The organism is Ensifer sp. Root127, assembly GCF_001425225.1.
GTDB lineage: Bacteria > Pseudomonadota > Alphaproteobacteria > Rhizobiales > Rhizobiaceae > Ensifer > Ensifer canadensis.
Map to the genome: position 1 here is coordinate 354,803 of NZ_LMDX01000054.1, position 21,385 is coordinate 376,187.

The 21,385-nt window shown below is 63.3% G+C and carries 14 protein-coding genes; 11 read left to right on the forward strand and 3 right to left on the reverse strand.

Annotation, left to right across the window (positions count from 1 at the left end):
* Positions 1 to 232: 232 nt before the first annotated feature.
* Both ASD03_RS36810 and ASD03_RS36815 read left to right on the forward strand, forming a co-directional pair.
* Positions 233 to 1,117 (forward strand): NAD(P)-dependent oxidoreductase, encoded by an 885-nt coding sequence (locus ASD03_RS36810; protein WP_057219165.1) that lies wholly within the window; start codon positions 233 to 235, stop codon positions 1,115 to 1,117.
* Positions 1,118 to 1,135: 18 nt separating this feature from the next.
* Complete coding sequence (locus tag ASD03_RS36815; RefSeq protein ID WP_057219167.1) at positions 1,136 to 2,680, forward strand: aldehyde dehydrogenase family protein; 1,545 nt, start codon at positions 1,136 to 1,138, stop codon at positions 2,678 to 2,680.
* A gap of 71 nt (positions 2,681 to 2,751) precedes the next feature.
* Here ASD03_RS36815 and ASD03_RS36820 read toward each other — a convergent pair whose 3' ends face one another.
* Both ASD03_RS36820 and ASD03_RS36825 read right to left on the reverse strand, forming a co-directional pair.
* Positions 2,752 to 4,653: a methyl-accepting chemotaxis protein gene (locus ASD03_RS36820; RefSeq protein ID WP_057219169.1), complete on the reverse strand. Its 1,902-nt coding sequence runs from the start codon at positions 4,651 to 4,653 to the stop codon at positions 2,752 to 2,754.
* 283 nt (positions 4,654 to 4,936) lie between these two features.
* Positions 4,937 to 8,557: a hydantoinase B/oxoprolinase family protein gene (locus tag ASD03_RS36825; RefSeq protein WP_057219171.1), complete on the reverse strand. Its 3,621-nt coding sequence runs from the start codon at positions 8,555 to 8,557 to the stop codon at positions 4,937 to 4,939.
* Between the two features lie 121 nt (positions 8,558 to 8,678).
* On the opposite strand from ASD03_RS36825, the gene ASD03_RS36830 reads away from it, so the two are divergent.
* The 9 genes from ASD03_RS36830 to ASD03_RS36870 all read left to right on the forward strand — a co-directional run bounded on the left by ASD03_RS36830 (position 8,679) and on the right by ASD03_RS36870 (position 19,590).
* Entirely contained in the window at positions 8,679 to 9,263 is a 585-nt protein-coding gene (locus tag ASD03_RS36830) for a winged helix DNA-binding protein (RefSeq protein WP_057219173.1), read from the forward strand.
* A 13-nt stretch (positions 9,264 to 9,276) separates the two neighbouring features.
* Positions 9,277 to 11,109 (forward strand): ABC transporter ATP-binding protein, encoded by a 1,833-nt coding sequence (locus ASD03_RS36835; RefSeq protein ID WP_057219175.1) that lies wholly within the window; start codon positions 9,277 to 9,279, stop codon positions 11,107 to 11,109.
* Positions 11,110 to 11,160: 51 nt separating this feature from the next.
* Complete coding sequence (locus ASD03_RS36840) at positions 11,161 to 12,693, forward strand: ABC transporter substrate-binding protein (protein WP_057219177.1); 1,533 nt, start codon at positions 11,161 to 11,163, stop codon at positions 12,691 to 12,693.
* Positions 12,694 to 12,754: 61 nt separating this feature from the next.
* On the forward strand, positions 12,755 to 13,678 hold the full coding sequence (locus ASD03_RS36845; RefSeq protein WP_025429288.1) for an ABC transporter permease: 924 nt from the start codon (positions 12,755 to 12,757) through the stop codon (positions 13,676 to 13,678).
* Positions 13,679 to 13,682: 4 nt separating this feature from the next.
* Positions 13,683 to 14,537 carry an ABC transporter permease gene (locus tag ASD03_RS36850; RefSeq protein WP_057219179.1) on the forward strand — a complete coding sequence of 285 codons (855 nt, stop codon included), beginning with the start codon at positions 13,683 to 13,685 and terminating at the stop codon, positions 14,535 to 14,537.
* Positions 14,534 to 16,273, forward strand: a complete 1,740-nt coding sequence (locus tag ASD03_RS36855; protein ID WP_057219181.1) for a M14 family metallopeptidase — start codon at positions 14,534 to 14,536, stop codon at positions 16,271 to 16,273. The genes ASD03_RS36850 and ASD03_RS36855 overlap by 4 nt, the downstream gene beginning before the upstream one ends.
* A 448-nt stretch (positions 16,274 to 16,721) precedes the next feature.
* Entirely contained in the window at positions 16,722 to 17,396 is a 675-nt protein-coding gene (locus ASD03_RS36860; protein ID WP_025429291.1) for a response regulator transcription factor, read from the forward strand.
* Complete coding sequence (locus ASD03_RS36865; RefSeq protein ID WP_057219183.1) at positions 17,393 to 18,730, forward strand: HAMP domain-containing sensor histidine kinase; 1,338 nt, start codon at positions 17,393 to 17,395, stop codon at positions 18,728 to 18,730. Before ASD03_RS36860 ends, ASD03_RS36865 begins: the two co-directional genes overlap by 4 nt.
* Before the next feature lie 221 nt (positions 18,731 to 18,951).
* Positions 18,952 to 19,590: an outer membrane protein gene (locus ASD03_RS36870; protein WP_025429293.1), complete on the forward strand. Its 639-nt coding sequence runs from the start codon at positions 18,952 to 18,954 to the stop codon at positions 19,588 to 19,590.
* A 228-nt stretch (positions 19,591 to 19,818) separates the two neighbouring features.
* Here ASD03_RS36870 and ASD03_RS36875 read toward each other — a convergent pair whose 3' ends face one another.
* Complete coding sequence (locus ASD03_RS36875) at positions 19,819 to 21,351, reverse strand: FGGY-family carbohydrate kinase (protein ID WP_057219185.1); 1,533 nt, start codon at positions 21,349 to 21,351, stop codon at positions 19,819 to 19,821.
* Positions 21,352 to 21,385: the final 34 nt, after the last annotated feature.

Genomic DNA, 21,385 nt, shown 5'->3' on the forward strand with positions numbered 1-21,385 from the left:
TTTCCAGGAAAAGAGCCAAGCGGTTTTCCGTCGGGAATGCCTAAAGCAAAGGGATCGGGCGTTTCTGCCACTCCGCCAAAACCGGAAACGCTCGATGCCTCGGGCCGGCATCCGCTGAACCACCGACGTTGCGGCGCCAGCAACGCAGTGTACCGGCCCCGCCGTCTACCCGCCCCGGATACCCCGTGCCACCTTCTCAGCACCAAAACAAACGCTGAGGGTGACACCGGATATGACGACGAAAGAGAGAGCGATAGGCGTGGTCGGGCTTGGAGCCATGGGGCTCGGCATGGCGACCACGCTCGCCAGCAACGGCTTTGCGGTGAAGGGCTTCGACCTTTCCGACGGCAGACGCAAGCTGGCGGCCGAAGGCGGTGTGACGCCTTGCGAAACGCTTGCCGACGTCTTCGTCGATACCGATTTCATCGTTTTCTCGCTGCCGACCGCCAAGGACGTCGCAGCCGTCGTCGAGGCCAATCTTGACGCCCTGAAGGCTGCCGACGACCGTGTCGTCATCATCGACACGTCGACGTCGGAACCCGACGTTTCGAGCGATCTCGCCGCCGGTCTCAACGCACTTGGCCACGGTTTCCTCGATGCGCCCGTCTCGGGCGGGCCGGCGGGTGCTGCAAGCGGCATGCTGACGATGATGATCGGCGGCAGTGACGCCGATGTTACCCGCGCGAAAATGGTGATCGATGCGATGGCGGCCAAGGCCCTGCATGTGGGCCCAAGCGGTGCCGGCAATGTCGCCAAGCTCGTCAACAACTTGCTTGCAGCCGCCCATATGGTGACGACGGGCGAGGGCCTGAAGCTGGCGCTTTCGGCAGGGCTAGAGCCCGAACAGGCGCTCAAGGTGCTGAACGCCGCCTCGGGCAAATCGATGATCAGCGAAGTGCATTTCCCGACCTGGGTGATGAACGACCGCTTCGACAGCGGCTTCACCATGGGCCTGATGCGCAAGGACGTGCGGCTTGCAAGTGAGCTTGCCGCCCGCACCGGCGCCGCACTGCCGCTTTCGGCGGCAGTCGCTCGGCTCTGGGCCGAAAGCCCGCTCGACAATGCCGACGACTTCACCCGCATGGGCGCCTTTCGCGCCGCGGCCAACGACAACTGAGACGACAAGGGGAAGACGATGAACGACATGACCATGCCGGCCGCGAAGGCCGAGCGCATCCGCGCGCTGTTTCATGGCTTCCTGCCCGGCAGCGAGATCGGAAGCTATGTCGACGGCGTGCTGGTGGCAGGCTCCGGGCCTGAGCAGAACCTGACCGACCCGGCGACCGGCGAGGTTTTTGCCACGTTCAAGGACGCCGGCAACGACGTCATCGATGCGGCCATGGAAGCGGCGACGCGGGCGCAGCGCGAGTGGATGGCCATGACGGCATCCGCCCGCGGCCGGGTGATGAACGAGATCGCCCGCAAGATCCGTGAGCGCGCACCGGAACTGGCCGAGCTCGAAAGCCGTTCCGCTGGCCGGCCGATCCGCGATATCCGCGGCGAAGCGCTGCGGGTCGCCGAGATGTTCGAATATTATGCCGGCTGGTGCGACAAGCTGCACGGCGAGGTCATTCCGGTCCCGACCTCACACCTGAACTACATCAGGCACGAACCGGTCGGCGTCGTTGCCCAGATCACGCCCTGGAACGCGCCGCTCTTTACCGGCGGCTGGCAGATCGCACCGGCGATCTGCGCCGGCAACGGCGTCGTGATCAAACCGTCGGAGCTGACGCCGCTCAGCACGCTTGTCCTCGGAGCACTTTGCGAGGCGGGCGGCGCACCGCGCGGACTCGTCAACGTCATCGCCGGCCAGGGCGTGACCGCAGGCGCCGCGATGGTTGCCCATCAGCAGACAGCGCTCGTCGTCTTCGTCGGCTCGGCCCAGGCCGGATCTGCGATTGCGGCAGCAGCTGCGAAGAACGTCGTGCCCTGCATTCTCGAACTCGGCGGCAAGTCCGGCAACATCGTCTTTGCCGATGCGGATGTCGACCGGGCGATCGTCGGCGCGCAGTCGGCCATCTTCTCGGGCGCCGGCCAGAGCTGCGTTGCCGGTTCCCGTCTGTTGATCCACCGCTCGGTGCATCAGCAATTCGTCGAGCGTTATGCCCGCGCCGCCGAACGCATCCCGGTCGGCGATCCCTATCTCGACGCCACCCAGATTGGCCCGATCAACAATGCCCGCCAATGGGCAAAGATCGACGAGATGGTGCGCCAGGGTGTTGCCGAAGGCGCAACGCTTGCAACCGGCGGCGCCAAGCCCGCAGCGCTTTCGTCCTCCGGCGGCTTCTTCTTTGCCCCGACCATCCTCGACAACGTCAAGCCCGACATGACCATCGCGCGCGAGGAAGTCTTCGGCCCGGTCGTCGGCGTCACGGTCTTTGACGACGAGGAAGAAGCGGTGGCGCTTGCCAACAACAACCCTTACGGTCTCGCGGGCGCTGTGTGGACACGGGACGTCGGGCGAGCCCACCGCATGGCCGCGCGCGTGCGCGCCGGCACGTTCTGGATCAATGGCTACAAGACGATCAGCGTGATGTCGCCCTTCGGCGGCTTCGGCCGCTCCGGATACGGCCGCTCCAGCGGCCGCGACGCGCTGCTCGCCTACACCCAGACAAAGAGCGTCTGGGTCGAAACCGCGGAAAATCCTGCCGTCGTCTTCGGCTATGCCCCGGAGGCGTAGGGCAGTCGAGCGAATGAAATGACAGAAGGGCCGGCGACGCCGACCCTTCTCTCTTGCTCGGGGCCGCTTCGTCAGGCAGCGCGGCTCCAGCTTTCGCGCGTTGCAACACCTTCCAGCTTGAACTTCGCCAGCATCGTGCGGAGCTGGCGACTTTCTTCGGCGAGCGTTCCGCTCGCAGCCGTCGTTTCTTCAACCATTGCCGCATTCTGCTGGGTCATCTGGTCCATGTGGTTGACCGAGGTATTGATCTCCTGCAGTGCGGTTGCCTGTTCGCGTGCGGCGGTCGCGATCGTATTGACGTGGCCGCTGACATTGTTGACCAGGGTCTCGATCTCCAACAGCGCCTCGCCGGTCGAGCGCACCAGCGACACGCCGTTTTCGACCTCGCTTGCGGAGCTGTGGATCAGCGTCTTGATCTCCTTGGCGGCGTTCGCCGAGCGCTGCGCCAACTCGCGGACTTCCTGGGCGACGACGGCAAAGCCGCGTCCGGCCTCGCCGGCCCGGGCGGCCTCGACGCCAGCGTTGAGCGCCAGTAGATTGGTCTGGAAGGCTATCTCGTCGATCACCGAGATGATCTGGTTGATCCGGTTCGACGAATCCTCGATGCGGCCCATGGCGTCGATTGCGCTGCGCACGATCGCACCCGAGCGTCCGGCGCTCTCCTTGGTGGTGCGCACCATCTCGTGCGCCTCATTGGCCCGCGCAGACGCGGTCCGGACCGTCGAGGTGATTTCGTCGAGGGCCGCCGCTGTCTCTTCGAGTGCTGCCGCCTGTTGCTCGGTGCGCTTCGACAAATCGTTAGCCGCCGAGCTCAACTCCACCGAATTGTCGTTGATCGTGCCCGCCGCAGTACGGACGTTCTGCATCGTCGAGCGCAGGGTCACCATCGTGGCGTTGACGTTGGTCTGAAGCTCGGCGAACGCGCCGTGGAATTCACCGCGCATGGATTGCGTCAGGTCGGCGTCTGCGAGTGCTGCCACGACGCGGCGGACCTCGTTGACCGTCAAATCGACGCTCGATACCAGCTCGTTGACGCTGGCGGCAAAGCGGTTGAGGTCCTCGTTATCGTAGTCCTTGGTGATACGGCCGGTGAAATCGCCGGCAACGGCAGCGGCAACGACGATGCTGATATTGGACTGGAGATCGCTGCTGCGTGCATGCAGCACCGCCTCCTGGGCCTTCATGTCGCGCATGCTGATGGCATTCTTGCGGAAGACTTCGACGGCGCGGCCCATCTCGCCGATCTCGTCGCGGCGTGAAGAGTCAGCGCCATCGCCATCAAGCTTGCCGTCGGCAAGTTCGCTCATGATCGACGTCAGCGTTTGCACCGGAAGCACGATGCCGCGGCGCGCGACGAGCAGGCTGACGGCCACGCCGAAGACGATACAGGCGCCGGCTGCAGCCAAGAGGATCGTCATCGCGACGGAGGAAGATTCGAGCGCCTCGGCGCGAGCAGCGGCAAGAGCATCGCCGGAATAGGTGCTGTAGGCCTTGACGGCGGACGTCACGGTCTTCTGGGCGTCGAGCGCCTTGTCGAGCGCGGCCTTGACGGCAGCGGCGTCGGCGCCATTCGATCCGGCGACGGCAATCATTGCGCGGATCTCGTCGAAGTAGCTGTTCAGCGTCGTGCGGATGTCGTTGAGAAGCTTGTCCTCGGCATCGTCGGCGACCAGCTCGATCTTGGTGACGCGAGCGAGCATTTCAGCGGCGCGCGTTTCCGTTTCCGCACCGAACTCCGAAGCCTTACCGGGCGTTGCCGCAAGTTGATAGGTCATGCGGCTGATGGCGATGATATCGACCCTGAGGTCCATCGCCTCGCGCGCGGCTTCTTCGCGGGCGCCGACTTCGACGATCGTCGTTCCGAGTGAAGAGAGCCCGCGCGCACCGGCAAGGGCGATCAGGGTTGACGAAATGCCCATGACCACGACCACGAGGCCGACCTTGGTCAATATCGATAAATTCTTGAACGTCACTGCCGTGACTCCTGTGATGTCGCGATCGCGCTGGTTTGCAGGACATGGTCGGCCAAACCGGTGGGAGGAGACCCGGAATGTTGCGCGCGCTCCGAGGGAGGAGGCGGAGATCTCAAGCGCACCGACCGAGAGATACTTAGTAATTGCGAATTTAAATTAGCGTTAAAACAGCAACATCAGGATCGGCCCGGCCAAGGCGGCGCCCATCCGAACGGCCTTTCAAACGCAAAGCGGGCGGGCGATTTCTCGCCCGCCCGCAGACCGCCGCAGCAGTCTTGGGAGATCATTTCTTGCCGTAGCCGCCGCCCGTGGGCGTGACGACGGTAAAGGCCTCGCCGGCTTCCAGAACCGTATGGGCGCAGCCAGACAGTTCCTCGGTTCGCCCGTCGTTGCGACGGACGAGGTTCTGGCCGAGATTGCCGGGCTCACCGCCCTTGATACCGAAGGGCGCAACACGGCGGTGACCGGAAAGGATCGCGAAATCGAGCTTTTCCCGGGCACGAATGGTGCGCTTCGTGCCGTCGCCGGCCGACCACTTACCCTTGCCGCCGGAGCCGCGGCGGATGTGGAAGTCCTCCAGCACCACCGGGAAGCGGGTCTCAAGAATTTCCGGATCGGTCAGACGCGAATTGGTCATATGGGTGTGGACCGCATCGGCGCCATTGTAACCCGGCCCCGCCGACGCGCCCGAGCAGATCGTCTCGTAATACTGGTAGTGCGCGTTGCCGAAGGTCAGATTGTTCATCGTGCCTTGAGCGCCTGCCTGGCTTTCGACGGCACCGAAGAGGCAGTTGGTGACAGCCTGGCTGACTTCGACATTGCCGGCAACGACCGCTGCGGGATAACGCGGGGTCAGCATCGTGCCTTCCGGGATGACGATGTGGATCGGCCTGAGGCAACCGGCGTTCATCGGGATATCGGCCTCGACGAGAACGCGGAAGACATAAAGCACCGCCGCCCGAGTGACCGGAGCGGGCGCATTGAAATTGTCCGAACGCTGTTCCGACGTGCCGGTGAAGTCGACCGTGGCCTCGCGCTTGTCACGATCGACGGTGATCTTCACCACGATCTTGCAGCCCTGATCCATCTCGTAGGAGAATTCGCCGTTAGGCAGTTGGTCGAGGACGCGGCGCACGCTTTCGGCGGCATTGTCCTGGACGTGGCCCATATAGGCCTCAACGACATCCTCGCCGAACTGCGCGATCATCTTCTTGAGTTCCGCCACGCCCTTTTCGTTGGCGGCAACCTGCGCCTTCAGGTCGTTGACGTTCTGCACGATGTTGCGAACCGGATAGCGCGCGCCATTGAGCAACGCCTCAAGTTCGGCCTCGCAGAAGCGGCCGGCATCAATGAGCTTGAAGTTGTCGATATAGACGCCTTCCTCCTCGATGTTGGTCGCAAGCGGCGACATCGAGCCGGGCGAGATACCGCCGATATCGGCATGATGGCCGCGGCTTGCAACCCAGAAACGGATCTCCCTACCCTGGTCGTCGAACACGGGCGTGCAGACGGTCAGGTCGGGCAGATGCGTGCCACCGTTGTAGGGCGCATTGATCAGGAAGACGTCGCCGGGGTGAATAACCGGGTTCTCGCGGATCGCAGTTGCGACAGAGGCATCCATGGAGCCCAGATGCACCGGCATGTGCGGCGCATTGGCGACGAGATTGCCCCTGTTGTCGAAGACCGCGCAGGAGAAGTCGAGACGCTCCTTGATGTTCACCGAATAGGCGGTGTTCTGCAGCGTCACGCCCATCTGCTCGGCGATCGACATGAAGAGATTGTTGAAGATCTCGAGCATGACCGGATCGGCCTTGGTGCCGATCGCGCTGCGCGCCGGCAGCGCCTTGACGCGGCGAAGCACGATATGGTCCTTGGCCGTCAGTTCCGCCTGCCAGCCGTCCTCGACGATCACGGTCTGGTTCGGCTCGATGATGATCGCCGGACCGTCGAGGCGCTGACCGGGCTTGATCTCGGAGCGAAGCGCCACCGGCGCATCGTGGAACTGGCCCTGGGAATAGAAGCGGGTGCTGCGGCTAAGCGCGGGGGCGCCTGCCGTCGTCACCAAGCCTTCACCTTCCATCTGGGCAGCGCCGCCGCCGACGGTTTCGACCTCGACAGCGTCGATCACCAGCGCCTTGTTGTCGGCGACGAAGCCGTAGCGGCGCTTGTGCAAGGTCTCGAATTCGGCGCGCAGGCGGGCGATATCGTCATGCCCGGGAAAGGTCGCATCGACAGCCAGGACCGTGTCGGTCCCGGCATAGCGGATATGGGCGCGAAGATGGGTGCGGATCTCGTCGCGGGCGATGCCCTGTGCTTCGAGTTCGCCGAGGCATTCGACCTGCAGTTCGGACCCAAGCTCGGCAAGCGCCGAAGGCGCCTTGTCGTCGAGCGCAACGCCGAGCGCCTTCTGACGGGTGGCGCGGATATCGGCAAGGCCCATGCCATAGGCCGACAGCAGGCCGGACATAGGATGCACCAGAATGCTCTTCATCCCGAGCTGGTCGGCGACAAGGCAGGCGTGCTGGCCGCCTGCGCCGCCGAAGCAGCTGAGCGCATAGCGCGTCACGTCATAGCCGCGCTGGACCGAGATCTTCTTGATCGCCTCGACCATGTTGGCGACCGCAATGCGGATGAAACCGTCGGCAACATCCTCAGGCGCCCGGCCATCGCCGATTTCGGCGGCCATCGCGGCGAAACGCTCACGCACCGTCTCGACATCGAGACGCTCGTTCTGCTCCGGCCCGAACAGCGCCGGGAAGAATTCCGGCATCAGCTTGCCAAGCATCACATTGGCGTCTGTGACCGCAAGCGGGCCGCCGTTGCGATAGCAGGAAGGGCCCGGATTGGCGCCGGCGGAATCCGGTCCGACGCGGAAGCGCTCGCCGTCGAAATGCAGGATCGAACCGCCGCCGGCGGCAACCGTGTGGATCAGCATCATCGGCGCGCGCACGCGCACGCCGGCGACTTCGGTTTCGAAGGCGCGCTCGTATTCGCCGTCGAAATGGGCAACGTCGGTAGAGGTGCCGCCCATGTCGAAGCCGATGACGCGGTCGAAACCGGCCGCTTCACCGGTTTTCGCCAACCCGACAACACCGCCAGCCGGACCGGAGAGGATCGCATCCTTGCCCTGGAACATGTCGGCGGCCGTCAGGCCACCCGACGACATCATGAACATGACGCGCGCGCCGGAGCGCTCGACGTCGAGTTCGCTCGACACCTGCGCCACATAGCGGCGCAGCACCGGCGAGAGATAGGCGTCGATGACGGTGGTATCGCCGCGACCGACATATTTGATCAGCGGCGAGACTTCGTGGCTGACCGACACCTGCTCGAAGCCCATTTCGCGGGCAAGCCGAGCAACCAGCGCCTCGTGCTCCGGATATTTATAGGCGTGCATGAAGACGATCGCGACGGTGTTGTAACCCTGGTCGCGAAGCGCCGTCAGCGCCTGGCGCGCCTCGGCCTCATCCAGTGCCTGCTCGACCGTGCCGTCAGCCAGGACCCGTTCGCCGAGCTCTACGATATCCTTGTAGAGCGCTTCCGGCTTGATGATTTCGGTGGCGAAGATGTTCTTGCGCTCCTGGTAACCGATCCTGAGCGCGTCACGGAAACCGCGCGTCGTCACCAGTGCGAGCGGTTCGCCCTTGCGCTCAAGCAGCGCATTGGTCGCGACCGTCGTGCCCATACGCACTTCGCTGATGAGCCCGGTCGGGATCGGCGTGCCGGTCGGCAGGCCAAGATGCAGGCGGATGCCGTGCACGGCCGCATCACGATAGGCTTCCGGATTCTCCGACAACACCTTGCGCGCATGCAGAACGCCTTGCGGGTCCCTGCCGATCACGTCGGTGAAGGTGCCGCCACGGTCGATCCAGAAGTCCCAGCTGCCGGTTTCGCGTGCGCTCATCGTCCATCCCTCTCACTCGTCTGCCGCCAGCTCGGGTCGGCTCCGAAATTCATCAAAGCAGTTCGTTGACAAAATGTCGATAAAATGATGACATAAAATCGTCAAGATGAGGAAGTGCTGAATGACAAAGAAGTCTGAGGAGAGCTATGAAGGGAGGGAGTGGGCGCAAGACGCTCTGCCCGACCACATGAAGCCGGTGTCTGCGATCGGACCGATCGTCTCCTCTGCACATCTGGCCGAAGGCGGATCCCCAGGGCTCTCGGAAGTGGAGTACGGCCTGATTCTCGCTTCTCACGCGTTTCATCGCTGGATGGTGCGCTGCATGGCTGCCGCCGGTGTGCCCGGCCTTTCCTCCACAGAAATTCTCATCCTGCATACGATCCGCCACCGCGACCGCGGCAAGAAGCTCGCCGATATCTGCCTCGTGCTCGACATCGAAGACACGCATGTGGCGACCTATGCCATCCGCAAGCTCGAGGCGGCCGGCCTTGTCACCACAGGCAAGGCGGGCAAGGAAAAGACCATCCAGATCACCGACAAGGGCGCGGAAGCCTGCACCCGTTATGCGCAAATCCGCGAGCGCCTGCTCGTGACCTCGACGGCCAATGCCCGCCCTTCCGAGGAGACACTCTCGGAAATCGCCGCTGTGCTGCGCTTCATGTCGGGGGCCTATGAACAGTCCGCGCGTGCCGCGACCACATTGTGACAAGGAAGATCGCGTGACCGCTGATACGACACCCCCGCTGCTGGCCGTAGAAAACCTGTCCGTCGCCTTCAATGGCAATGCCGTCGTCGAAGACCTGAGCTTTTCGGTCACGGCGGGACGGACGCTGGCAATCGTCGGCGAATCGGGCTCCGGCAAATCGGTGACCTCGCTTTCGATCATGCGGCTTGCCGACATGATGGGAGGTAAGTTCCCCACCGGTCGCATCCTGTTCCAGGGCAAGAACGGCGCGGTGAACCTGACGGCCGAACCGCAGAAAGCGATGCGCAGCATTCGCGGCAAGGAGATCGCCATGATCTTCCAGGAGCCGATGACGTCGCTCAATCCGGTGTTCACGATCGGCGACCAGATCGCCGAAGTGCTGATGCTGCACGAGAAGATGACGAAAGCCGAAGCACTCACTGAAACGTGCCGGCTGCTCGACATGGTGCGGCTGCCCGATTCCACCGAGCTCGTCGGCCGTTATCCGCACCAGCTCTCCGGCGGCATGCGCCAGCGCGTGATGATCGCCATGGCGCTTGCCTGTCGCCCCAAGCTTTTGATTGCCGACGAGCCGACGACGGCGCTCGACGTGACCATCCAGGCACAGATCCTCACCATCATCCGCGACCTCCAGAAGGAGCTCGGCATGGCGGTAATCTTCATCACCCACGACATGGGCGTCGTCGCCGAGATGGCCGACGATGTCGTCGTCATGTGGAAGGGCCGCAAGGTCGAGGAAGGCCCGGTCGCCGAGATCTTCTCCAATCCACAGCATCCCTATACCCAGACGCTTCTTTCCGCCGTGCCGAAGCTCGGCAGCATGACCGGCGAAGACTTCCCCAAGCGCATGCCGCTGACGATGATGATCGACGGCGCGCCGAAGCTTGTGGGCGAAGAGCATATCCAGCGCACCGCCCGCTACGACGCAGCACCGATCCTCTCCGTGCGCGATCTCGTTACACGCTTTGACGTCAAGAAGAACCTTTTCGGCAGGGCCACGCACCGCGTTCACGCAATTGAAAATGTCAGCTTCGACATTTTCCCGGGCGAGACCCTGGCACTTGTCGGCGAATCCGGTTCCGGCAAGTCGACGATCGGCCGTACAATCCAGCAGCTCCAGAGCGCCACCTCAGGTGAAATCCTCTTCGGCGGACGCCCGGTCTCCGCCATGAGCTTTGCCGAGCGCCAGCGGCTGAAACAGGAAATCCAGTACATCTTCCAGGATCCCTTCGCCTCACTCGACCCGCGCAAGACCGTCGGTTTCTCGATTGCCGAACCGATCCGCACCCATGGGCTGATCCTTGGCAACAAGGAAATCGAAAAGCGCGTTCACGAACTGCTCGAGCGGGTGGGGCTGACCTCCGCCCATGCCGAGCGTTACCCGCATGAGTTCTCCGGCGGTCAACGCCAGCGCGTCTGTATCGCCCGGGCGCTCGCATCCCGGCCCAAGCTCATCATCGCCGACGAGGCGCTATCGGCGCTCGACGTGTCGATCCAGGCCCAGATCATCAATCTGTTCATGGAGCTGCAGGAACAGGAAGGCCTCGCCTATCTCTTCATCAGCCATGACATGGCCGTGGTCGAGCGCATGAGCCACCGCGTCGCCGTGCTCTATCTCGGCCAGGTGATGGAATTCGGTAGCCGCCGCCAGGTGTTCGAAACCCCGACCCATCCCTATACCCGCCGGCTGCTATCGGCCGTTCCGGTCGCCGATCCCGGCAAGGGGCGCGACCGGGGGATGATCGAAGGCGAGATCCCGAGCCCGATCCGGCGTGTCGGAGAAGAACCCGCGGTGCTTCCGCGCAAGGAGATCGCGCCGGGCCATTTCGTGGCCCTGGACGCGTAAAGCCGCTTTCTCTTTTCAGGGGAAGGCAGTCGAAACAGGAGTGAGTAAAAAATGATCAACAAAAAGGGGATCCACGCCGCCTTCATCGCGCTTGCGCTGACTGGCAGCTTTCTGACGGCCGCGCCGGCCTTTGCCGCCGGCACATTGACGGTTTCGTCGCCACAGGATCCGGGCAGCTGGGATCCGGTCGACACCTTCCTCGTCAACTGGGCATCTGTCTCCACCAACATTTTCGACGGCCTGACCTATCGCGGCCCTGACCGCAAGCTGGTTCCAGGCCTTGCAACCGCCTGGGAAGAGCTCGACGGCGGCAAGCGCCTGCGCTTCACGCTGCGCGAAGGCGTCAAGTTCCACAATGGCGAGCCTTTCAACGCCGAAGCCGTGAAATACACCTTCGATCGCCTGCTCGGCGAAGAAGGCTCCAAGGGGCCACAGAAATCCAACTATGCGGTCATCGAGCGTGTCGAGATCGTCGACGAGAAGACTGTCGATCTCCACCTGAAGTCACCGGATCCTGTTCTACTGACCAAGCTCGCCGGCTACGGCGCGATGATCGTGCCGCCGAAATACATCCAGGAAAAGGGTGAGGACTATTTCAACACCCATCCTGTCGGTACCGGCCCATTCAAATTCGTCTCCTATGAGCCGAAGGTGGCGATCAAGCTCGAAGCCTTCGCCGATCATTGGGGCGGCGCACCGAAGCTTTCCAACCTCGACTTCCGCTTCATCGCCGAGCCGGCAACCGCCGTTGCCGAATTGCAGGCCGGCCGCGTCGATCTCGTCATCCCGCCGACCATCCCGATCGGCATGATCCCGACGATCGAGGGTGACGACAAGCTCGAACTCGTCTCGACCCCCGGCCCGACCGTCTATGCGCTGCGTTTCAACACCCGCGACGGCATCACCAAGGATCCGAAGGTCCGCAAGGCGCTGATCCTCGGCGTCGACCGCGACACCATCATCCAGTCGATCCTCGGCGGCCAGGCCGCTCCGATCGCCAGCTTCCAGGGCGAACTGTCGTTCGGCTTCGACCCAAGCATGAAGCCGTTGCCATACGATCCGGAGCAGGCGAAGGCGCTGTTGAAGGAAGCGGGCGTCGCGCCGGGTGCTTCCGTCCAGATCGACGTGCGCGGCAACGACGCAACCTTCAACGAAGTTGTTCAGGCCGTCGCCAGCTACCTGCAGCTCGTCGGCATCAACGCGACGATCAAGCCTTACGAAACCAACGTTCTGTTGAACGACATCATTCCGGCCGGCAAGACGGGCGCGATGTTCCAGCAGGCCTGGGGCGGCTGGACGCTCGATTACGACAACACGGCCTACTCGATGTACCACTCGGGTGAAAAGTGGAACCCGTACGACAGCGACGCCGAACTCGACAAGCTGCTCGAATCCCAGCGTTCAATCACCGATCAGCCCAAGCGCGAGGAAATCCTCAAGCAGATCGCCAACTACGCCGCCGACCGCGCGCTGGAAATGCCGCTCTACAACCTCAACGCCATCTTCGGCGTGAGCAAGCGCGTCAAGAACTTCACGCCTGTTCCCGACAGCCGCCTGCGGCTGACGGACGTCACGGTCGATTAACAATCAGATCCGCCGCTCCCCAATAGCGAGCGGCGGGTCGTTTTCATGAAGGGCGGGTAAGTTGGCCGGATTTTTGATCAAACGTGTTCTGCAGGCGGTGTTCGTTGTTTTCGTCGTAACGCTCATCGTCTCCTTTGCCATCCGCCTGACGGGCGACCCGGCACTGATGCTCGCCCAAGGTGCGGGTAGCGTCACCGAGGAAGACCTCTCGCGCATCCGCGAGGCGCTCGGCCTCAACCAACCCTTCATGACGCAGTATTTTGCCTTCATCAAAGGCCTGTTCACATTGGATTTCGGCCGCTCGTTCATGGGCGGCACCCCGGTCTCGCAGCTGATTGCCGCCGCCCTGCCGGCAACGATGATGCTGGCCTTCGCGTCACTCATCGTTTCGATCATCATTTCGATCCCGCTCGGCATCAAGGCGGCTGTCGCCCGCGGCAAATGGGCTGATCAGGCGATCCGCATCCTCTCGCTCGTTGGCCTGTCCTTCCCGAACTTCTGGCTGGCGATCATGCTGGTGCTGTTGTTTTCGATCACGCTCAAATGGCTGCCGCCGAGCGGCATGGACGGGTTTGCGAGCTTCATCATGCCGGCTGTCACCATGGGCATCATCCTGACGGCAACCAATGTCCGCCTGGTGCGCACGGCGATGCTCGAAACCCTGCAGTCGCAATACATCATGGTGGCCCGCGCCAAGGGCCTCAGCGAAAGCAAGGTGCTCTACAAGCATGCGCTGCGTAACTGTGCCATCCCGCTCATCACCTATTTCGGCCTCCAGTTCGGCGGTCTTCTCGGCGGCATCGTCGTCGTGGAGCGCGTGTTCAACTGGCCGGGCATGGGCACCCTCGCCTTCGACGCCGTCGGCGCCCGCGACTATCCCGTGCTGCAGGCCGTCATCACCGTGCTCTCGCTGATGATCGTCGGCGTTAACCTCATCGTCGACATCGCCTATGGCCTCGTCGACCCGCGCATCCGGACGGAGTGAGCCGATGACCACCAAGGCCGCAAACACCCGTTTCGCCCGTTTCCGCAACCTCGAATTCATCCTCGGCGCGCTGCTTGCCGGCGGCATGTGCCTCGCTGTTCTCTTGTCAGGTGTGCTCTTTCCGGGCGGCGCCGACAAAATCGATCTGATGGCGCGGCTGACGCCGCCCTTCGTCAACTGGGCACATCCGCTCGGCACCGACCCGCTCGGCCGTGACGTGCTTGCTCGCGTCGTTGCCGGCGGCAAGATTTCCCTGCTCGTCGGCTTCACCTCGGTAGCCGGTGCCGTCGTAATCGGCGTGGTGATGGGCCTCGTCTCCGGCTACTATCGCGGCTTCTGGGACATGGTCGTCATGCGATTTGCCGACGTGCAGCTGGCGCTGCCCTTCATCCTGCTCGCCATCACCTTCATCGCCATCGTCGGCGGCGGGCTGACCAACACGATCGTGCTACTGATCATCTCGCAATGGGTGCAATATGCCCGTCTCGTGCGCGGCTCGGTGCTGTCGCTGCGCGAACGGGAGTTCATCCAGTCGGCCCGCGCCATCGGCGTTCGCGATGTGAAGATCCTGTTCCAGCATCTGCTGCCGAACCTGATCGGCCCGGTCATCGTGTTGATGACGCTCAACGTTGCCAACAACATCCTGCTCGAGAGCAGCCTGACCTTCCTCGGCCTCGGCGTCGACCCGCTGATCCCGAGCTGGGGCGGCATGCTCGCCGACGGCCGCACCTACCTGCAGAACGCCTGGTGGGTCAGCGTCTTCCCAGGCCTTGCAATCCTTCTTACCGTCCTTGGCCTCAACCTTCTCGGCGACTGGCTGCGCGACAGTCTCGACCCAACAGGCAGAACTTCACGATGACCACAATTTTCGAAGGGACGTTCGAGCGCACGCTCGACACCATGCTCGCAACCTATGGCAAGGAGGTTGCTCGCGGCACCCGGCTGGAGGCATGGCTCTTCGATGATCGCGAAAGCCGCAGGGCGGCCGAGCAGAAGCTTGGTGCCTTCGGCGTCGAGGCAAAGCTCAGGAGCGCCTACAAGCCGCTCTTGCACTTCTTTCTCGAGGAGGTCGACCGCAAGGCACTGAAGCGCGTCGATATCCGCTATCCGCAGCCCGAAAACTGCCCGGCGAACCGCTTCCTGCTCGAAGCCTATCCGCTGGCAGCGCTCGTCGGCGACGCCGAGATCGTCTTTGTCGGCGGCAGCGATACGGCACTAACCTACGACGTCGCGCTGACCTTTGCCGACGGATGCACGGAAGCCCATACGGTGTTTGCGCCCAACCGCCAGCACACCGATTTCATCGGCGAAACACTCCTGTCTCCGACCGGCTGGGTCCGTCTCGACGACAGCAGCAGCAAGCGGCGGGAATGCCACCTCGAAACTGACTATGAGCGGCTGTTTGCAGGCGCCATGCGTGCAATCGCCGAGCACGGCTGGGGCGACAGCGAACCCTATTTCGACGAACTCAACATCCGTGCGACGTTGCCGATCAACGATCTGCAGCTGCCGGTCGGCGAAGAGGTCGTCAGCCTGCGCGAAGCGATGCATGAGGACTTCTATTTCTCGCTGCTCGAAGTCTTCCAGAAGAAGTCGGGCCGTCCGTTGGGCGACCGTGGCCTGAAACCCGGCCAGATCGTCCCCGAAATCGTCTTTGCCGATGGCAAACCCACGGTTCGCGTCGAAACCCGACCGCTCGCGACGACGGACGCCGACGGCGAAATCCAACCTCTCGACACGGCTCAGGCACCGCTCGCGGTTGCGCAGATCCATGCCGAACTGGAAAAGATCGAAGGCCAGCCCTTTGAAGCACATTCGCGGGCCGGTCGCCCGGTCAAGGCGCGCTATCACAAAGGCACCGATGCTGCCGTGATGATCAGCGGCGGCCAGCACCCCAACGAGACCACCGGCATCGTCGGCGCATTGCGCGCGGCTCAGACGCTGGCCACTCTCCCCAGCACGCACTTCACGATATCTCCGCTCGAAAACCCCGACGGTTATGCCGTTCACCAGCGGTTGCGTGCCGATAACCCGCTGCACATGCATCACGCCGCCCGCTACACTGCGCTTGGCGACGATCTTGAATATCGCGCCGGCGCCGCCCTCAACGAGCGGGCGATCCGCAACGAGGCCGAAGCCCTGTCGGGCGCCGAGCTTCATGTCAACCTGCACGGCTACCCCTCGCACGAATGGACACGGCCGCTGTCCGGCTATGTGCCGCGCGGCTTTGCCATGTGGACGCTGCCGAAGGGCTTCTTCCTGATCATGCGCCACCACGCCGATTGGGAAGCGCGTGCCGAACAGTTGATCGAAGCGGTGACGGCTCGACTCGCCACTGTGCCCGGTCTTCTCGCCTACAATGATCAGCAGATCGCGCTTTACGAAACCCATGCGGGCGAGACCGGCTTCCGCATCATCAACGGCTTCCCCTGCATGATCTCCGTCGACGATCGCCACAAGGCGCCGCTGACGCTGATCACGGAATATCCCGACGAAACCATCTATGGCGACGCCTTCGTTTCCGGCCATGACGCGCAACGGGAGACGGTTCTGGCCGCCTACGAGGCGTTCCAGTCGATGATGGCAGTCGCCTAGGCTTCGCCCGGCAAATCTTTCAAGGATGTGATGGGCTTTCGGGGCCGTCACATCTGCCCGTTTCACCGGCATGCGTATCGCCGCCGCCATGCCCGGTGAATGAGCTACTGCGCGGTTCATACGTGCGGTAGCGAACTGCGCAGCGCGCGTGCTGTTCGGTGCGGCCATACGGCAGGCTCTCGCGCATTCTCTGCTTCCTCAATGCGCCGATGACGATCGCCTCCGTGATAATCCCTGCATGAACGCCCTTTCGCCAAGACGCGCAATACTTGCCTCTCATATCACTTGGAGCCGCCGGATACCGTAAAGGCTGCCGGCGCAGCGTTGCGGCCGCATTGCGCGCCAGCCTGTAAATGATGCAGTCAGAGCGCGAACCAACCGCAACTTTGCGGCAATGGTGCTCAAGCAAATGTGCGCCTACCGCACAGACACGTTGGAGAATCGAGACATGCGCCTACTCCTTGTAGAGGACGAGCCTGAGATGGCTGCCGCGCTCGGCGTTGCCCTTGGCCGCTACGACATGATCCTCGACCATGCGCCGTCGCTCGATCACGCCATCGCCGCGATGGCCAACCGGGTCCATGACGCGATCATTCTCGACCGGCAATTGCCTGACGGAGACGGGTTGACGCTCATTCCCCGTGTTCGCGCGCTGAAGTCGGGCATCCCGGTGATCGTGCTGACGGCGCGTGGCGCCGTCGACGAGCGGATCAAGGGGCTGGACATGGGGGCCGACGATTATCTCGCCAAACCCTTCGCGGTCGAGGAATTGTTGGCAAGACTACGCGCGCTGATGCGCCGGGCACCCGATATCGCACCGATGACCGCACGCATCGGCAATCTTGTCTTCGATTTCGGCGCTCGGGAAGCGCGGATCGACGGCCGCGTGCTCGAGCTTCCCCGCCGGGAACTGCTTGTGCTCGAAGCGCTGGCGCGACGGCAGGGGCGCACCGTGCAACGCTCGACGCTGGAGGAATCCGTCTACGGGTACGACGACGAAATCCAGTCCAACTCGCTCGACGCCCATGTTTCGAGACTGCGCCGGAAATTGCTGGAGTCCGGCTCCGGCGTGGAGATCCACGGCATTCGTGGGGTCGGCTACCTGCTGAGACCGATGTCATGAGCGACAACCCCAACCACTCGCTGAAGAAGCGGCTCATCTGGCACATCCTCACATTTCAGGTGCTGCTGCTCGTTGCCGTCATTGCAGGCTTCATGGCGCTTTTGATCCGGGCCGATCTCGGCGGCATGATCCTTGATGCCAGTTCGGCGTCGATTGCCGCCAGTGCCGTCGAGGTGACCCCCGACCAGAAACTGAGGCTGAAAAACACGCCGCAGCTTCAGGCCCTGCTCGCCGAAACGCCGGGCTTCTGGTTCGTCGTGCGCAACGAGCGCGGCGAGACGATCCAAAGCGGGCCGGTCCCCGATGCCTATCGCGGCATCGGCGAGCATCTCGACCGCGTCGCCTTCGCCGACATCCGCGACGGACTGGAACCCTACCTGCTCTCGGCGATCGTTCGCGCGATCGAGACCGAGAACGGCACTTACACGGTTCTGACCGGCGGTGGGCGCCTGTGGAGCGCCTCGTTCGCGGTGTTCTTCCTGACGAACCTGCTGCTGCTGCCGATCGTGCTCATCCTCGTGCTCATTCCCGCCTTCGCCATTCCGATCATTGTGCGCCGTGCCTTTTCCAGCCTCGCCGAGGTCGCCGACCACGCCAAAAGCATCGATGTCGACCGCCGGGGCGCCCGTCTGCCCGATGGCCGCGTGCCGGGCGAGGTGCGCCCGCTGGTCGAAGCCGTCAACGGTGCGCTGCAGCGCTTGGATGAAGGTTACGAGCGCCGCCAGCGCTTCATTTTGGATGCAGCCCACGAGTTGAGGACCCCGGTCGCGATCCTGCAGACCCGGCTGGAGGGCATGGACATCGGGCCGTTGCGCGCCCGTCTTCTTGTTGATGCCGCCCGTATTGCCGGCCTTGCCGAACAGCTGCTCGACCTCGAGCGCATCGACCGCGACGGCGCGCATTTCGCACCCCTCGACCTGGTTTCGCTCTGCCGCGACGTCGCCGCCGACCTCGCCCCTCTCGCACTGTCGGCCGATTGCGACATCTCTTTTACCCATGGGCCCGCTCAGGTTAGCGCGCGGGGAGACGCTGGCGCGCTGGAGCGTGCCGTCACCAATCTGGTGCGCAACGCAATCGAGCATGCTGGCGGCCTGATCTCCATTCACGTCGAGCGTGGTGGTATCATCGAGGTCAGCGACGAGGGGCCCGGCATTCCCGAAAGCGAACGGGAGCGGATTTTCGAGCCGTTTCACCGGTTGCAACCGCGTGACCACGGTGCTGGCCTTGGGCTGCATCTCGTCAGCGAGATCGTCAACCGTCACAAGGGCCACATATCGGTGGTCTGTGCGCCGACCGGTGGCGCCTGTTTCCGCATGACCCTGCCGGTCGCGTGAAAGACTTTGGGCGATTGACTGCCGCATCTTCGCCATAGAGTCTAACAGGTTATTAATAACAAAATCAGCGATTTAGTCGATATTTGCAATGTTGATGCAATCCGTGCGGCGCACAAATGCGCACATCTTCCAGCGTCGATAATCGTGCCAGCCGGCGCGAAGCGAAGAGAGAAGATAAATGCGCCGCGACCGGCGCCTAGTCCAATCCACGGAGCAACGCCATGCGGCAACGTCACAAACTTCCCCTCTGGCTCGGCATCACCTTTTTGGCCACAGCCGGTGTGCAACAGGCACTGGCCGCCGACCCCTATTCGCCGGAACCGGCTTCGTCCTACCAGGACCCGCCTGCCTTCAATTGGAGCGGTGCCTATGTCGGCGCCCATGGCGGTCTCGGCTTTACCGGTAGTCCCAATCCGTTTTCCGACCGCAACGGCGTCGTCTTCGGCGCACAGGCCGGCTACAACATGCAGGTCGGTCCCGGCATCGTCGGTGCCGAAATCGAAGGCTCCTATCTCGGCGACACCGAACACAAGGTCAGCGGCGGCAAACTCAAGGAAAAATGGCGCGGCGCGATCAAGGCGAAGGCCGGCCTCTCGTTCGACCAGACACTCGTCTACGGCACGGCCGGTTATGCCATGACCAACTACAAGAAGGGCGGCGGCGTCCAGAACGATGTCGGCTTCAAGGGCGGTTATCTGGTGGGCGCCGGCGTCGAGCAGGCTTTCGCCGGCGGTCTCTCGGCGAAGATCGAATACAACTACATCACCACGCCCGACGTCCGCACCAACACGGCCTTTGGGTCGAGCGAGAAGGACATCAACAGCCACGTCATCAAGGCCGGCGTGAACATGCGGTTCTGATGGTTCCCACGCGATCGCAGCGCCGTTACCCGATCCTCCCCGGGTCAGCGGCGCTCGGATCGACGTGGAACGATCAAGCCGAAGGCCGGTCCCGGCCCTCGGCTTCACTCTTTCGCTGGCCCGCGTCTAGAGCGTTTCCGGTCTAAGTGGAGTCGCAGAAACGCTCTATCTCCTTGTTTTTACGCATTTCCTGACGGAAGACCGCTTCGCACTTTTCCTGGAAATACTCTAAGCCGCCGCCTCCGAAACCTCGGCTTCGGCGTTCGAAAGCCGTCGCCAGATCGGCGCCATTGCGTCGGCGATGTCCCGATAAAGCTCGTACCGTCGCGTGTAGTGGCGCGCTATCGCCGCGTTCGGGCGGTAGTGGCGTTCCGTCCTCACCATGGCTGCCGCACCTTCCGAGAAATCGGCAAAGATGCCTGCCCCCGTGCCGGCGGCTATTGCTGCCCCCAGCGCGCCGGTTTCGCGCGACCGGGCGACTGACACCGGAACCCCGAGCACGTCGGCAAAGATCTGCGGCCAGATCAGGCTGCGCGATCCGCCGCCTGAAAGCACCGCCTCATCGAAGGTCGCGCCCGCCGCCCGCATCGTGGCGATGTGCTGGCGGTGGCCGAAGGCGACACCTTCGAGAACCGCGCGCACCAGGTGACCCTTCGTGTGCCAGCCGGCGACGCCATAGAACCCGGCGCGGGCGTTTCCGTCCTGCTGCGCGCCGTAGAGAAACGGATGATAGATCGGGTCATCCGCGGCCGGTTCGATATCGGATGCAAACGAGCAGCAGACGTCAAACGGCGATCGGCCGTCTTCGATGCCGCTGTCAGCAAAGAACTCGCGCACCAGCCATTCGAGATTGGCCGCCGACGTCGCGCTCGATTCGATTGCCATGTAGCGGCCGCGATCGAAGGTGGAGGACATGAACACCGGGCCCGAAAGGTCAGGGCCATCGATAATCACCTGGTTGATGCTCCAGGTTCCGGCGATGATCGAGGCAGCGCCGGTGCGCGTGACGCCGGAGCCGATTGCCGAGGCGACGACATCGAAGAGACCGCCGACCACCGGCGTGCCCGCGGCAAGACCGGTTTGTGCTGCCGCCTCCGGCGTGACCGTGCCGACCACATCCGCACTTTCGGCGAGGTCAGGCAAGAGGCCGGTTGCCTCGCCGAGATCGAAGGCCGCCATCAGATCGCGGTCGTAGCAGCGGTTGACGACATTAAGGAGGCCGCAGCCGGTCATATCCGAGACGTCGCTGACCCGCTTGCCGGTCAGTCGGTTGACGATGAAATCCTTGCACAGAAACACCGTGCCGATCCTGGCATAGGTCTCGGGCTGGAAACGCTTGAGCCAGGCAAGCAAGGTCGGCGTCTGCGACGGCCAGGGCCGTTGCCGGCCGATGGCATAGGTGCGGTCGCCGACACCCTGTGCCTTCCATTCTTCCACCAGCCCGGCGGCACGCGTGTCGAGCGACTGGATGCCGAGAAGCGGCTCACCGCCCTGGTCGAGAGCATAAAGGCCGTTGCCGTGACCGGCGCAACCGATCGCCACGATCTCTTCGGCACGGATGCCGGCACGTTCGACGCATTGGCGGATGACTGCCCGGGCATGGGTCCACAGCTCTTCGAGCCCCCGCTCGACATGCCCGGGCCGCGGAACCCGGCTGTGCCCCTCCTGCGCAGCCGCCGCGATCTCGTTGCCCTCAAGGTCGAAAATCACCGCCTTGATGACGGTGTTTCCGGCGTCGAGTCCTAAAAGATAGTCTGCCATTGAAGAACCCCTCCCAAGGTTCGGATCGTCTTTC

Coding starts and splice junctions, on each gene's coding strand:
- ASD03_RS36870 (WP_025429293.1), top strand. CDS start 18,952: ATGCGGCAACGTCACAAACTTCCCCTCTGGCTCGGCATCACCTTTTTG.
- ASD03_RS36860 (WP_025429291.1), top strand. CDS start 16,722: ATGCGCCTACTCCTTGTAGAGGACGAGCCTGAGATGGCTGCCGCGCTC.
- ASD03_RS36865 (WP_057219183.1), top strand. CDS start 17,393: ATGAGCGACAACCCCAACCACTCGCTGAAGAAGCGGCTCATCTGGCAC.
- ASD03_RS36815 (WP_057219167.1), top strand. CDS start 1,136: ATGAACGACATGACCATGCCGGCCGCGAAGGCCGAGCGCATCCGCGCG.
- ASD03_RS36825 (WP_057219171.1), bottom strand. CDS start 8,557: ATGAGCGCACGCGAAACCGGCAGCTGGGACTTCTGGATCGACCGTGGC.
- ASD03_RS36875 (WP_057219185.1), bottom strand. CDS start 21,351: ATGGCAGACTATCTTTTAGGACTCGACGCCGGAAACACCGTCATCAAG.
- ASD03_RS36850 (WP_057219179.1), top strand. CDS start 13,683: ATGACCACCAAGGCCGCAAACACCCGTTTCGCCCGTTTCCGCAACCTC.
- ASD03_RS36840 (WP_057219177.1), top strand. CDS start 11,161: ATGATCAACAAAAAGGGGATCCACGCCGCCTTCATCGCGCTTGCGCTG.
- ASD03_RS36810 (WP_057219165.1), top strand. CDS start 233: ATGACGACGAAAGAGAGAGCGATAGGCGTGGTCGGGCTTGGAGCCATG.
- ASD03_RS36830 (WP_057219173.1), top strand. CDS start 8,679: ATGACAAAGAAGTCTGAGGAGAGCTATGAAGGGAGGGAGTGGGCGCAA.
- ASD03_RS36855 (WP_057219181.1), top strand. CDS start 14,534: ATGACCACAATTTTCGAAGGGACGTTCGAGCGCACGCTCGACACCATG.